Raw genomic sequence first — 13,911 nt, forward strand, 5'->3', positions numbered from 1 at the left:
TGGCAATAAAAAGAAAGCGAAAAGAGGTCAGGATTGCATGCGTACTTAGCATTGTCATCCTAAAAATGACTTTTAGCTTAAAATATGGTATACTATAGGGACGATGTGATTGCGAGGTGAAAAATGAAAGCAAAGCAAATCAGTGAAACAACGTTTAAAATTACGATTAGTATAAAAGATTTAGAAGATAGGGGCTTGGAACTAACTGATTTTATCATGCCGCAAGAAAGAACGGAAGAATTTTTCTATGCCATGCTAGAAGAAGTTGATTTGCCTGATGCCTTTAAGCAAAGTGGCATGCTCAGTTTTCGGGTGACACCAAAGCCGGATAAGGTGAATATTTTTGTCACCATGTCTGAAGTTGCGACAGATTTCTCGATGGCCGATTTGTCTAATTTTGAAGATTTAGCTCATCTGACACCTGAAGAAATTTTCAAGAAAATCGAGCAAAAAGTTTCCGAAAATGGAGACTCGGAAGCCCTGCAGCGATTAGCTCAAGCTGAGGAACAAGACATGGAAGAGGCTGACGAGCTGGGAATTATTTCAGATTTTACGCACTATGTCTTGTCATTTGAACAGCTGTCAGATGTTATCGCATTTGCGAAAATGGTTGACTATCCTGTTGAAGCGGCTGAATTATATAAATTTCAAGGCACGTATCGCCTGACGGTATTGATTTACGTCAAAAACCGGCCAGAAGCTTATCCACACCAGATTTATGCGAGATTGTTAGAACATGCGACTGAAGCCTCTGAGACTAGAGCTTACTTGAGGGAGCACGCAATATCGCTTAGGGAAGGCGACGTCCTCGCAGAGTTAGCAAGTATAAGGGGCTAAGAATCATATGGTATCATTTTCTATAGAATATGTCCTCGTTCTTATCGCTACCTTGCTCCTATCCTTAATCGCTACGCCGCTCGTCCGTTTCCTAGCCCTGCGTGTAGGTGCAACTGATCAGCCTAATGCGAGACGTATCAATAAAAAACCCATGCCAAGCAGTGGTGGATTAGCCATTATTTTTGCCTTTGTGGTGTCAACGCTGCTCTTGATGCCCTTGGTTTTGCCCATCAAAGAGGGCTTTGCCTCCTATGTTGACTACATTTTTCCTGTTGTCTTGGGCGGTCTTGTTATCGGTATAACAGGTTTTATAGATGATATTTATGAAATTAAGGCGATTTACAAAATGTTAGGAATTGTTGTGGCTGCGATTCTGGTTTATCACTTAACTGATTTTCGCTTTGACAGCTTCAAAATTCCTTTTGGTGGTCCTCTATTGCAGTTTGAGCCGTGGCTGACCTTCATTTTAACCATTTTTTGGATTGTTGGCATTACAAATGCAATCAACTTTTTAGATGGTCTAGATGGCTTAGTGTCTGGGGTGTCAATGATTACCTTAACGACGCTCGGTTTGGTCTCAAACTTTTTCCTCTTTGAGAGTGATTTGTACCTTACCCTAACCATCTTTATTCTGATTGCAGCCATTATTGGTTTCTTTCCTTACAACTATCACCCGGCCATCATTTATCTGGGTGATACAGGTGCCCTGTTTATCGGCTTCATGATTGCTGTACTGTCCTTGCAGGGGTTGAAGAATGCAACAGCAGTTGCTGTCGTGTCACCGGTTTTGATTTTAGGTGTGCCGATTATTGATACAGCGCTGGCGATTATTCGCCGTCAGTTGTCGGGCAAAAAATTCTATGAGCCAGACCGCATGCATCTACATCACCGTTTGTTAGTGCTTGGCTTTACCCATCGTGGAGCAGTCTTAGTCGTCTATGGACTGACCCTCCTGTTTTCAATAGCCTCCCTCTTGTTGAATGTTTCCAGCCGATTTGGCGGGATTTTACTCATGTTTGGCGTCTTATTAGGGGTTGAGTTGCTGGTTGAGAACTTACGAATCTTAGGGCAAAACCGCACCCCTTTGATGACAACGTTACGTTTTATCGGCAATAGTGATTTTAGACAAGAACAGCTAGCCATGAGGAAACATCAAAAACGCCAACGTCAAAATAAGAAACCATAGAGATGCTAGAACAAACACCCAGGCTGGGGTTGCCATCACTCAGCAGATACGAAAACTAAGCCCAGCCCTCATTAGGTGTGTAATCCTAGTGAGGGCTTTATGGTTGATTTTTTATTGGCATTAAGTGCCAGAAGATAAACGGATTTATTCTATTGACGGAAAACCAACATTATCGCCTCTGGTATGAGTATAAAAAAAACAAGGATACTACGAATGATACCTTAGCCTATCAAAAAGTTATGGTTGGTGATTTTAGTCATCTTGTGCTATAATGAGATGATAGGAACATTTAGCAGTGCTGGATGTTTCGCTGGCTACTTGTTAAAAATGATGTGATTTCTTCTAAAAAATGTTGAGTCACTTCGTTTAGATGAGTATGCGACTTGCTTATAGCAAAATATGATAGAAAAAGGTAATGGTGATGACTGTAAAAATCAATACCAAAGACGGTCAAATTGAACTGTCAGATGATGTGATTGCGACGGTTGTTGGCGGAGCAACCACAGAGATTTTTGGGGTGGTTGGCATGGCTAGTCGTGCTGCTCTGAAGGATAATGTACAAGCACTTTTGCGCCGTGAAAATTACGCCAAAGGTGTTGTGGTAAAATCCATTGAAGAAGGCATAAGTGTAGATGTCTATACCGTTCTTAGCTATGGCGTTAAAATCAGCGAGGTAGCAAAAAACATTCAGGAACGGGTGCAATTTGCGTTGGAAAATCAGCTGGGCATTAAGGTCAACGCTGTTAACATCTATGTTCAAAACATTAAGGTAGCAGGAGATAACTAAGTGACTAAGATTACAACAAGTGTATTGCAAGATATGGTGCAAGCAGCTAGTACTCGCTTGGGTAACCAGGTGGAGTATGTCAACTCCTTAAACGTCTTTCCAGTTCCAGATGGTGACACAGGGACAAACATGGGAATGACCATGGATAATGGTGCTAAAGAAGTTGCAGACAAACCAGCCTCAACGGTTGGACAAGTTGGACAAATTTTATCCAAAGGCCTCCTCATGGGTGCACGTGGAAACTCTGGGGTGATTACCTCCCAGCTTTTCCGTGGCTTTGCACAATCAATCAAAGATAAGACCGAGCTTGATGGTAAGGATTTGGCACACGCCTTTCAGAATGGTGTTGAGGTTGCTTATAAGGCTGTGATGAAGCCTGTTGAGGGAACGATTTTAACGGTTTCAAGAGGTGCTGCTACAGCGGCTCTAAAGAAAGCAGAGCAAACAGATGATGCTGTCGAAGTGATGCGTGCAACCGTTGAAGGTGCTAAGCGTGCTCTGGCTAAAACACCAGACCTCTTGCCAGTGCTCAAAGAAGTTGGCGTCGTTGACTCAGGCGGTCAAGGTCTCGTTTACATCTATGAAGGTTTCCTAGCTGCTCTTACAGGTGACTATGTCGCCTCAGAGGACTTCAAACCGACCCCAGCTAATATGGGAAGCATGATTAATGCCGAGCATCATAAATCTGTAGCTGGTCACGTTGCAACTGAGGACATCAACTTTGGTTACTGTACAGAGATTATGGTCGCTCTGGGACAAGGACCGACTTACGTTAAAGAGTTTAACTACGAGGAGTTTCAGGGCTACTTGAGCACACTGGGCGATTCGCTTCTTGTTATCAATGATGATGAAATTGTCAAAGTTCATGTGCACACAGAAGACCCAGGTCTCGTTATGCAAGAAGGTCTCAAATACGGTATGTTGGTTAAAGTTAAAGTTGACAACATGCGTGAGCAGCATTCTGCTGAATTACAAAAGTCAACCGCTCCAGCTGCACCGAAGAAAGACTATGGTATTATCGCAGTAGTTGCAGGTCAGGGTTTGGCAGATATTTTCACTTCACAAGGTGTAGACTATATTATCTCAGGTGGTCAAACCATGAACCCATCGACAGAGGATATTGTCAAAGCTATAGAAGCAGTCAACGCAAAACAGGTGATTATCCTACCAAACAACAAAAATATTTTTATGGCCGCCCAATCAGCGGCAGATGTTGTTGACATCCCAGCAGTTGTTGTTGAAACTCGAACTGTTTCACAAGGCTTCACCAGTCTGTTGGCCTTTAACCCAGAAGCTAGCTTGGAAACAAATCAGGCTGCAATGACGGATAGCTTATCAACTGTGACTAGCGGTAGCGTCACTTTGGCAGTACGCGATACAACAATTGATGGCTTGGATATTCATGAAAATGATATTCTGGGTATGGTTGATGGTAAGATTCTGGTATCCACACCAGACATGGAAGAAGCACTGCGTGCGACCTTTGATCAGATGATTGATGAGGATAGCGAAATTGCAATGATCTACATCGGTGAAGAAGGCGACCAAGAGGTGGCAGAAGATTTGGCAACTTATCTGGAAGAAAAGTATGAGGATATAGAAGTTGAGATCCATCAGGGAGACCAACCTGTTTATCCGTACTTGTTCAGTGTTGAATAGCTCAAAGCTCCAATCTTGTTTGGAAGATTATAGAACTACAAAGCGAGGTTGGGACGAACGTGAACTGCACTCCAAAAGTTGGACAAGAAATATTATTGAAAGGATTTGGTTCTGTATTGCACAGGACTAAGTCCTTTTAGTTTTGTCTTAATGCGTTTATTGTTTTGTAATGGCTTATTCAGTTGTACACAAACGGAGATGGAAAACGGATTTACAGATTAGTTTAAGACGTCAGTTCACCAGTTTCTCGAAGATTTTATAGTAGTGTCTCGATAAAGGATAAGTGATGTTGGTTAATGTGAACTCTTAATTAAAGACTTAATTTCTGGAGTGGGACTAGGATTGGCACAGTCGGTTCTGAATGAGAAAATACTGACAAATGATAGGCGTGAGTAAAGAGAGTCTTCTATAAACTGAGTGTAAAAGAAATCTGGCGTTTTATTTCTCAGATGTTAGGCTTAAGAGATGAAAAAAGCCCGATTTGGGCTTTTTCGTATCTCTAATTAACTGTGTGGAAGAGTCACTTACAACTTGGTCAAGATGATAAAGTTCAGGATAAAGAGGGCAGTTGCACCCCACAGGATTGGGTGAACATCTTTGGCTTTGCCGGTGACAATCTTGACTAGGCAGTGAAGGATAAAGGCTGCTGCAATCCCATAAGAAATGCTGAAACTCATGGCCATGAAAACAGCTGCAAAGAAGGCTGGAAGAGCTTCCTCAAAGTTATTCCATTCGACATCAAGGAAGGACGACACCATCATGACCCCAACGATGATCAAGGCAGGTGCGGTTGCTGCAGCTGGGACAAGACCTGCAACAGGAGCCAGTAAAGTTGATAGAACAAACAAAGCAGCTGTCATCATCGCTGTCAAGCCTGTTCGACCACCAGCCGCAATACCTGCAGCAGACTCGACATAAGTTGTTGTGTTTGATGTGCCGAAAATCGCACCGATAGAGGTTCCGATGGCATCTGCAAAGAGGGCTTTATCCATCTTAGAGTTGAACCCCGAACTGGTTTCAAGGGCACGTTCATCCTCTTCAGAGAAGATACCTGTCTTGCGACCAGTTCCGATAAAGGTTCCCAAGGTGTCAAAGGTATCTGACAGACTAAAGGCAAAAATCGTCATGAGAACCGTTGGGAGCTTAGCTGGGTCACTGAAGAGTGAGCCCATACCGTCAAAGGCTGCAAAGGTTGTTGTGCCAAGTTCAGCAAAAGCATCCGCAAGGCTATTTTCCGCTAGATTGATGGCTGACAAATCAACGACACCAAAAGGAATACCCAAGAGGGTAGTTGCCACGATACCGATTAAAATCGCTCCGCGGACATTTTTGACGACAAGGATAGCTGTCAGCATCAAACCGAAGACTGCCAATAAAACACTGGGTTCAGTGAAAGTCGTAATAGAAGGCACAACCCCTCCACCAGCTAGAACTGAATAGACACCATTTTCAAAGGTTGCGGCAGTTGCTTCAGCAGGTGCAACGCCATTAACCGTGATAATATCGCTCCCTGAGGTCAAGAAAGTAATCAGATTAGCGTTTTTGAATCCAAGATAGGCGATAAAGACACCGATACCACCGCCGATGGCATGTTGAAGACCTAGCGGAATTGATTTAATGATACTCTTACGAACCTTGGTTACTGTGATAAAAACATTAAACAAGCCACAGATAAAGACCATTGCCAAGGCTTCTTGCCAGGTAAAGCTAAGCCCAAAGACGACCGTATAGGTGAAAAAGGCGTTTAGACCCATCCCTGGAGCCAAAGCGTAAGGCACATTGGCAAAGAGTCCCATAATCAAGGTAGATACCGCAGAGGCAATAATTGTCGCCAAAAAGACCGCTTGAGATGGCATACCAGCGGCACTCAAGACACTAGGGTTGACGAACAAAATATAAGACATAGCAAAAAATGTTGTAATCCCTGCCATGATTTCAGTTGTTGTATTCGTTCCATGCTCTTTGAGCTTGAAAAACTTATCCATGTTCAACAGAACTCCTTAAAATCGCATATTTTCCTAAAAGGGAGTTTTTATTATAACGCAAGAAAAAACCTTTTTCAAGGTTTTTTTGTTATTTTTTGTGTATCGTTCGCTTTTTACCTGTCGTCTTCCATGAAAATTAGCACCATAATTTGGATAAAGGTAAATCCGATGATAAATGGCAGAGCTTCACGGCTGACAACTGCTAGCATTTCATCGATGACCAGTTTAGGACGGGTCAAAATATCCCAAGAATTGAGCCTAGCGTAACGTCCGATATGAATGGCAAAGCTGGACACACTAGACAAAATGACAATCAAACCCCACCTCAGATAAGGTTGCCGAATTTTTAAGCTCTCAAAGGCATAGCGTACACTTAGTACCCCTGAGAAGACTCCCAGCAAGATACTAGGCACATAGAGCATAAAGAGAATCATGCTAGAGCGCTCCCAAAGCACGGTTGAGGTAAAGTGCATGTGAACAATATCCGTCAGCATATAAAAGGTATTTGGAAAGAAGAAGAACCAAGCGAGCAGAAAGGGCAGGCGAACATACCACTTGCTTGTACTGGTAGCAACTGCCGAACAGTTCAGAGCGATGAGTGACAAGCCCATGTTCCACGTCAGGTTGGGACCTGTAAAGTTAATGTAGAGCATACTTGCTGCCAAAGCCAGAAAACAGAGATGAATCACAACTAATTTTCGAAGCATTTTTAGTCCTCTTTCTCATTGACATGGCTGGCGATCAGTGTCATATCTCCGTCAAATGCCCAAGCCGTCACATCATTTGGCAAAATGAAATGGTCTCCTTTTGTCAGTTGATAAATCGTGTCCTCAATTTTTAACTGACCATCACCGTCTAAAACACTGATAAGGAGGTAAGGCGCTGTTTGAGTCATCTTGACTTCACCTGTAATGTCCCACTTGTAAACGGTAAAAAAGCTGTTGCTGACAAAAACCGTTGTCGTGAGGTGCTCAAGCTCCAAGCGAGCTGGTGTCGTGTTGAGGGGCTTTCCAATCGTTGCCACGTCAATCGACTTGGACAAGTGAAGTTCGCGTAAATGACCTGCATCATCACGTCGGTCGAAATCGTAGACCCGATAGGTGGTATCGCTTGACTGCTGGGTCTCCAGAATCATAATCCCTTTCCCAATCGCATGAATGGTTCCTGCTGGCACATCAAAAAAATCTCCAGCTTTGACAGGGACATGTGTCAGCAGCTTATCCCAATCGCCTGCCTCGATACGTTCAGCTAATTCCTCACGGCTGGTCGCTTCATGTCCGTAGATAATCTCTGCACCTTCGTCTGCTGCGATCACATACCAGCACTCTGTTTTGCCAAGCTCACCTTCATGTGCCAGACCATAGGCATCGTTAGGATGAACCTGAACACTTAACCAGTCATTGGCATCTAAAATTTTAGTTAAGAGGGGAAAGACTGGGCTTTTTGGGTAACCAAAAAGATCGGGGCGCTCGGCATAAAGGGTGTCCAGCGCTTGTCCAGCTAAGGCACCGTTTGAGACAACTGATACACCATTGGGATGAGCGGAAATTGCCCAATATTCGCCAATCTTATCATTTGGCAAGGTATAGCCAAATACATCGCGTAAGCGATGACCGCCCCAAATTTTTTCCTGCAAGACGGACTTAAAAAATAATGGTTGTGGCATAATAACTCCTTGAATGATTTTCTTGATTGTAGCATATTTTGAGGCATTTGGAAAGTCTGACCCTTTTGGGCAATAGCAGAGCGACGACCCGGTACCAGATGTTACTCTAAATTAGACTTGTCTACTCATTAGGTCGCTCTGCAATCTTCCAAAAGAAAAACAGACCGACCATAGATCGAATCTGTTTTTGGATCTTAGATGGCGCCCTCGGCTTCGGGAGCAATGTTCATCGCCAAGGCGAAGTTTCCGATGATTGCAGAGCCGTTTTCTGGCACAATCGGGGTCACGATATAATCCTCAACCGCAGGTACTGGCAGGTAGCCGTTGAGGAGCTGGCTAAAGTAATCCCGCACGCGTTTGAGCATGTGGTCTTGAGCCATGACGCCACCACCGAAGACGATAACCTCTGGGCGGAACATCATGGTTGCCTGAATGGCAGCTTGGGCAATGTAATAGGCTTGTTTATCCCAAACATCACTATTTAGTGGGATGTGTTCCCCACGGATACCGGTTCTGGCCTCAAGAGATGGACCGGCTGCCAACCCTTCGAGGCAGTTTTTGTGAAATGGGCAAATCCCTTCAAATTCGCATTCCTCTGGATGGATAGCCATATAGGTGTGTCCCATCTCGGTATGCCCAATACCACCGATGAACTGTCCATTCATGTAAGCCCCAGCGCCAATGCCTGTGCCGATCGTGTAGTAGACCAAGTTTTCGACGCCATCGCGGGAAATAACTTCGCCATAAGCAGACGAGTTAACATCCGTCGTAAAGTAAATCGGCACATTAAGAGCCTTTTTCATAGGACCAATCATATCGGCATTAGACCAATGTGATTTTGGAGTTGTTGTCACGTAACCGTAGGTCGGTGAGTTTTCATCAATATCAATAGGACCAAAAGACCCCACCGCAATAGCCTCTAATGCCTCAAATTGTTCAAAAAAGGCAATCACTTGGGCAATGGTCTCATCAGGAGTGGTCGTTGGGAACTGGGTTTTAGCCACCACGTCAAAATCGCTGTTGCCGACAGCACAGATAAACTTGGTGCCACCAGCTTCCAGACTACCGTAAAGTTTTGTTGTCATCGTCTTCCTTTCTATCTCTGAAGAATATGTTCTTGTCAGAACAGAGACGCTCACTTTAGGACAAGTATTGGCGCCATCTCTGATCTGACTATCAGAGCGTTGACGGTGCTGTTTACTTGTTCTAAAACAGTCTCTAGTCTAACAAGCAAGGCTAGGACAATGCCTAGCCTTGGGAATATTAGTTGCTCAAGGCAATCAAGTCTTGACCAACAGTCACTGTACCGTCTGCAAGTGGGGTCACTTGGGCATAGGCATCTGTGTTTGTGATGATAATCATGGTTGTGTCATCAAGACCTGCCGCTGCAATTTTCGCAGAATCAAAGGTAGCGATGACATCACCAGCCTTAATGGTTTGACCTGCTTTAACCTTAGGCTCAAAACCATCACCAGCCATTGACACGGTATCGATACCGATGTGAATCAGGATATCAGCACCCTTGTCAGACTGGATACCGTAGGCATGCCCAGTTTCAAAGGCCACAGAAACCGTTCCATCAGCTGGAGCGTAAACGGTATTAGCACTAGGTTTGATGGCAATTCCTTGCCCCATAGCACCGCTAGAAAAGACTGGGTCATTAACGGTTGCAAGAGCTACCGCTTGCCCAGCAAGTGGGCTAACAAGCACCTCATCTTTAGAGGTCACTTCAGCTGCGGGTGCTTGTACTGGTGCAACTGAAGGACTAGGCTTTTTTACAGCAGCCTCATCTTCAAAACCAAAGAAGTAAGTGAAGGCAAATCCAAGTGCAAATGAAACAGCTACCATAAGGAGGTATTGGAACAACTGACCATTACCCAGGTAGAGGGTAGTACCAGGGATGATGGTGACACCTGAACCTGTACCAGCCAAACCAAGGATAGAAGCCAACATACCACCTAGCGCACCTGCACCGAGTGACAAGAAGAATGGTTTACGGTAACGCAAGTTAACACCGAAGATAGCAGGCTCAGTAATACCCAAGAAGGCTGCAAGAGCTGCTGGGAAAGCAAGAGCTTTCAGTTTCGCGTCTTTTGTTTTCACACCAACCGCAACAGTTGCCGCACCTTGAGCCGTCATAGCTGCTGTGATGATAGCGTTGAATGGGTTGAGGCCAGAGTCAGCCAAGAGTTGGATTTCAAGCAAGTTGAAGATGTGGTGTACACCTGAGACCACGATGATTTGTTGCGTACCACCGATAATCAGACCGCCAAGACCAAATGGCAAAGCAAGCAGAGCCTTAGTCGCAGCCAAGATGTATTCTTCTACCACGTGGAAGACTGGACCGATGACAAACAAGCCCAGGATAGACATCACAAGAAGGGTGATGAATGGCGTTACCAAGAGGTCAAGGACTTCTGGGACAACCTTGCGGACAGCTTTTTCAAACTTAGCACCGACCACACCAATCACGAAGGCTGGCAAAACAGAACCTTGCAAACCAACAACTGGGATGAAGCCGAAGAATTTCATGGCTTCCACATCACCGCCTGAAGCAACCGACCAAGCGTTAGGGAGTTGACCAGCAATCAACATTGAACCAAGAACGAGACCGATGGTTTGGTTGCCACCAAATACACGGAAAGTTGACCAAACAACGAGAGCTGGCAAGATGATGAAGGCCGTGTCTGTTAAGATTTGTGAGTAAACCAAGAGATCGCCTTCAAGTGGCATGTTCAAGGCAGCCAAGAGTCCACGCAGACCCATGAACAAACCAGTCGCTACGATAGCTGGAATGATTGGGACAAAGACGTCACCAAAGGTACGGATAGCACGTTGGAACCAGTTGCCTTGCGCAGCAGCTTCCGCTTTTTGCTCACCAGTTGTTGCGGTTGGCAAGCCAAGGCCAACGACTTCATCGTAAATTTTGTTAACAGTACCTGTACCGAAAATCAGCTGGTACTGACCTGAGTTAAAGAAAGCGCCTTTAACCTTGTCGATGTTTTCTGCTTTTTCTTTGTCAATTTTCGCTTCATCAACGACCATGACACGCAGACGAGTTGCACAGTGGGCAACGCTCTTGATGTTCTCGCGACCACCCAGAGCCTCGATCACTTCTTTTGCAATTTGTTTGTTATCCATTGCAAGATGTCTCCTTAAAATTTTTTCGTTCTGAAAACGTTTTTGGTTTTCGTTACCCTTTTATTTTATCACCTTTCTAAAATATGTCAAGCGTTTTGCAGAAATTTTTTATTTTTACTAAAAATCCTTGATTTTTCAGTCGCAAACGTTTACTATATATAGTGACGATAACTGACTAGAAAGGTTTGAACATGAATTTACCGACAGAGATACGCTATAAGCGCTACGAGGATTGGACAGAAAAAGAACTGACTGATATTCAAGACAAGACAGCCAGTTCTCCATGGCGAGCAGGTTACCATATCGAGCCCACATCAGGAATGCTCAATGACCCCAACGGTTTTTCTTACTTTAATGGGAAGTTTACCCTCTTTTACCAGAGCTGGCCCTACGGTCCTGCTCATGGGCTCAAGTCCTGGGTGCATACGGAGAGCGAAGATTTGGTTCGCTTCACGGAGACCGGCACAGTCATCTACCCAGACACGCCACTGGACAGCCACGGTGCTTATTCAGGTTCAGCCTATGAGATAGATGGGAAACTCTTTATCTTCTATACGGGCAATGTCCGCGATGAGAATTGGGTGCGGACACCCTTGCAGGTCGGCGCTTGGATGGATCAGACGGGACAAATCGAGAAAATCGCCGAGGTGCTGATTGCGCCAGCTAGTGATGCGACTGAGCATTTTCGTGATCCACAGATTTTTGAATACGAGAATGAATTTTATGCCATCGTCGGCGCTCAAAACCATGATAAACAAGGCTTTATCAAGCTCTACAAGGCTGAAGATCGTGACGTGACCAAATGGTCTGAAGTGGGTAACCTAGACTTCGGTGGAAGAGGGAGTGAGTACATGATTGAATGCCCTAATCTGGTCTTTGTTGATGGACAGCCTGTTCTCCTCTACAGCCCGCAAGGTCTGGACAAGGCAGAGCTGGACTACCAAAACATCTACCCTAACACCTATGTCATCGGTCAAACTTTTGATGCTGAAGCAGCCCGTCTGACCAATCCAAGCACTATCATCAACCTTGATGAGGGCTTTGAGTGCTATGCCACTCAAGGGTTTAACACGCCTGACGGGCGGGCGCTGATTGTCAGCTGGATTGGTCTGCCTGATGTGGACTACCCAACTGACGACTATGGCTATCAGGGTGCCATGAGTTTGGTTAAGGAACTATCCATCAAAGACGGCAAGCTCTACCAGTACCCTGTTCCAGCCATCACTAGCCTGAGACGAAGCGAACAGGTTTTCTCTGCTCTGCCATTGACCCAAAACAGCTACGAGCTGGAGCTTAGCTGCGCTCCTGGGCAAGTGAGCGAGCTCCTGCTCTTTGCTGATCGTGAGGGGAATGGTTTGCGCCTGACAGTGGACACGGAAAATGGTATCATAGAACTGGATCGCAGTCAGGTGGGGGTCCCCTTTGCGACTGACTTTGGCACAACGAGGAGCTGCCAAGTGGCTGCTGGTGCAGTGACGCTCAATGTCTTTGTGGACAAGTCCATCGTGGAAATTTTTATCAATAAAGGAGAAAAAGTCTTTACCAGTCGGGTCTTTCCAACGGCTGAGCAGACCGGCATTGCGCTTTTGTCTGGGCAGGTAACTGGTAGCTACTTTGAATTAGCGAAATAATGGTTGCAAAACTTACCGACGTGGCGGAACTGGCTGGGGTCAGTCCGACCACCGTCTCTCGGGTCATCAATAAAAAAGGCTACCTGTCTGAGAAGACGATTCAAAAGGTTCAGGAAGCCATGAAAGAACTGGGCTACAAGCCTAACAATCTGGCGCGGAGCTTGCAGGGCAAATCAGCCAAGCTCATCGGTCTGATTTTCCCAAAGATTTCCAACGTTTTTTACGCCGAACTGATTGAATACCTTGAGATTGAACTCTTCAAAAAAGGCTACAAGGTCATCATCTGCAACAGCCAAAATGACCCTGACAAGGAACGAGAGTATCTAGAGATGCTGGCAGCCAACCAAGTCGACGGTATTATCTCATCTAGCCATAATTTGGGAATTGACGACTACCAGCGAGTGGAAGCTCCTATCGTTTCATTCGACCGTAACCTAGCTCCTGATATTACGGTGATTTCATCGGATAACTTTGCTGGCGGGATTACGGCTGCTATGACCTTGCACCGCTCTGGCTGTCAACGCATCATGATGATTGCTGGTAATGATAATTCGGACTCACCAACAGGCCTACGACGTCAAGGTTTTCAGTCTATTTTGCCTCAAGCTCCTGTCGTCAATATCCCGACAGACTTTTCTCCCATTCGTAAAACCATGGAAATCAAATCTTGCTTGACACAACACCAGCCGGATGGGGTCTTTGTTTCTGATGATCTGACAGCACTTTTGACCATGAGCACTGCTCGCCAGCTGGGCTTACAGATCCCTGAGCAACTGAAAATCATCGGCTATGATGGCACACACTTTATCGAGACCTATCATCCCGAGTTGACGACCATTAAGCAACCCCTGCGGGAAATAGCAGAGCTTTTGGTTGATGTCCTCATGAAAAAAATTGATAAGCAACAAACTAATCGTGAGTATATCTTGCCGATTACTCTCCTAACTGGGGGAAGTGTTTGAAAGTAAAACGTTTAAGAGACAAGTTAGCACTCGGGTGCTTCAATTTGTCTTATCTCG

The 13,911-nt window shown here is 45.1% G+C and carries 11 protein-coding genes and 1 pseudogene; 6 read left to right on the plus strand and 6 right to left on the minus strand.

Going from position 1 to position 13,911, the window contains the following annotated elements; all coding sequences use genetic code 11:
* Positions 1–123 precede the first annotated feature (123 nt).
* From ACERC8_RS00690 to ACERC8_RS00705, 4 genes are all read left to right on the plus strand, one after another.
* Positions 124–837: an adaptor protein MecA gene (locus ACERC8_RS00690; RefSeq protein ID WP_373657981.1), complete on the plus strand. Its 714-nt coding sequence runs from the start codon at positions 124–126 to the stop codon at positions 835–837.
* A 7-nt stretch (positions 838–844) separates the two neighbouring features.
* Positions 845–2,023, plus strand: a complete 1,179-nt coding sequence (locus ACERC8_RS00695; RefSeq protein WP_373657982.1) for a glycosyltransferase family 4 protein — start codon at positions 845–847, stop codon at positions 2,021–2,023.
* 421 nt (positions 2,024–2,444) lie between these two features.
* A complete protein-coding gene (locus ACERC8_RS00700; RefSeq protein WP_018368174.1) occupies positions 2,445–2,810 on the plus strand; it encodes an Asp23/Gls24 family envelope stress response protein in 366 nt (121 codons plus the stop codon).
* Positions 2,811–4,469: a DAK2 domain-containing protein gene (locus ACERC8_RS00705; protein ID WP_373657984.1), complete on the plus strand. Its 1,659-nt coding sequence runs from the start codon at positions 2,811–2,813 to the stop codon at positions 4,467–4,469.
* 92 nt (positions 4,470–4,561) lie between these two features.
* Here the strand turns inward: ACERC8_RS00705 and ACERC8_RS00710 are convergent.
* The 6 genes and pseudogenes from ACERC8_RS00710 to ACERC8_RS00735 all read right to left on the minus strand — a co-directional run.
* Positions 4,562–4,633: pseudogene (locus ACERC8_RS00710) on the minus strand (IS3 family transposase); the annotation flags it as partial.
* 360 nt (positions 4,634–4,993) lie between these two features.
* Positions 4,994–6,454: an NCS2 family permease gene (locus ACERC8_RS00715; RefSeq protein WP_373657986.1), complete on the minus strand. Its 1,461-nt coding sequence runs from the start codon at positions 6,452–6,454 to the stop codon at positions 4,994–4,996.
* Between the two features lie 113 nt (positions 6,455–6,567).
* The gene (locus ACERC8_RS00720) at positions 6,568–7,161 is read right to left on the minus strand and encodes a DUF1361 domain-containing protein (protein ID WP_373657987.1); all 594 of its coding nucleotides are present in this window, start codon (positions 7,159–7,161) and stop codon (positions 6,568–6,570) included.
* A 2-nt stretch (positions 7,162–7,163) separates the two neighbouring features.
* Complete coding sequence (gene manA / locus ACERC8_RS00725) at positions 7,164–8,120, minus strand: mannose-6-phosphate isomerase, class I (protein WP_373657989.1); 957 nt, start codon at positions 8,118–8,120, stop codon at positions 7,164–7,166.
* A gap of 194 nt (positions 8,121–8,314) precedes the next feature.
* Positions 8,315–9,205 carry a fructokinase ScrK gene (scrK, locus tag ACERC8_RS00730; protein WP_373657990.1) on the minus strand — a complete coding sequence of 297 codons (891 nt, stop codon included), beginning with the start codon at positions 9,203–9,205 and terminating at the stop codon, positions 8,315–8,317.
* A gap of 178 nt (positions 9,206–9,383) precedes the next feature.
* Positions 9,384–11,261 (minus strand): glucose PTS transporter subunit IIA, encoded by a 1,878-nt coding sequence (locus ACERC8_RS00735; RefSeq protein ID WP_373657991.1) that lies wholly within the window; start codon positions 11,259–11,261, stop codon positions 9,384–9,386.
* Between the two features lie 191 nt (positions 11,262–11,452).
* Here ACERC8_RS00735 and ACERC8_RS00740 point away from each other — a divergent pair, with 191 nt between their 5' ends.
* Both ACERC8_RS00740 and ACERC8_RS00745 read left to right on the plus strand, forming a co-directional pair.
* On the plus strand, positions 11,453–12,892 hold the full coding sequence (locus ACERC8_RS00740; protein WP_373657992.1) for a sucrose-6-phosphate hydrolase: 1,440 nt from the start codon (positions 11,453–11,455) through the stop codon (positions 12,890–12,892).
* Complete coding sequence (locus ACERC8_RS00745; protein WP_018368166.1) at positions 12,892–13,854, plus strand: LacI family DNA-binding transcriptional regulator; 963 nt, start codon at positions 12,892–12,894, stop codon at positions 13,852–13,854. Before ACERC8_RS00740 ends, ACERC8_RS00745 begins: the two co-directional genes overlap by 1 nt.
* The last annotated feature ends 57 nt before the right edge of the window (positions 13,855–13,911 follow it).

Source organism: Streptococcus sp. E29BA (assembly GCF_041807805.1).
In the GTDB taxonomy this organism is placed as follows: Bacteria; Bacillota; Bacilli; order Lactobacillales; family Streptococcaceae; genus Streptococcus; species Streptococcus entericus.

What these genes read in the sequence shown, in the direction of transcription:
- ACERC8_RS00740 (WP_373657992.1), top strand. Translation starts at nt 11,453, where the DNA reads ATGAATTTACCGACAGAGATACGCTATAAGCGCTACGAGGATTGGACA.
- manA (WP_373657989.1), bottom strand. Translation starts at nt 8,120, where the DNA reads ATGCCACAACCATTATTTTTTAAGTCCGTCTTGCAGGAAAAAATTTGG.
- ACERC8_RS00690 (WP_373657981.1), top strand. Translation starts at nt 124, where the DNA reads ATGAAAGCAAAGCAAATCAGTGAAACAACGTTTAAAATTACGATTAGT.
- ACERC8_RS00715 (WP_373657986.1), bottom strand. Translation starts at nt 6,454, where the DNA reads ATGGATAAGTTTTTCAAGCTCAAAGAGCATGGAACGAATACAACAACT.
- ACERC8_RS00745 (WP_018368166.1), top strand. Translation starts at nt 12,892, where the DNA reads ATGGTTGCAAAACTTACCGACGTGGCGGAACTGGCTGGGGTCAGTCCG.
- ACERC8_RS00695 (WP_373657982.1), top strand. Translation starts at nt 845, where the DNA reads ATGGTATCATTTTCTATAGAATATGTCCTCGTTCTTATCGCTACCTTG.
- ACERC8_RS00735 (WP_373657991.1), bottom strand. Translation starts at nt 11,261, where the DNA reads ATGGATAACAAACAAATTGCAAAAGAAGTGATCGAGGCTCTGGGTGGT.
- ACERC8_RS00700 (WP_018368174.1), top strand. Translation starts at nt 2,445, where the DNA reads ATGACTGTAAAAATCAATACCAAAGACGGTCAAATTGAACTGTCAGAT.
- ACERC8_RS00720 (WP_373657987.1), bottom strand. Translation starts at nt 7,161, where the DNA reads ATGCTTCGAAAATTAGTTGTGATTCATCTCTGTTTTCTGGCTTTGGCA.
- scrK (WP_373657990.1), bottom strand. Translation starts at nt 9,205, where the DNA reads ATGACAACAAAACTTTACGGTAGTCTGGAAGCTGGTGGCACCAAGTTT.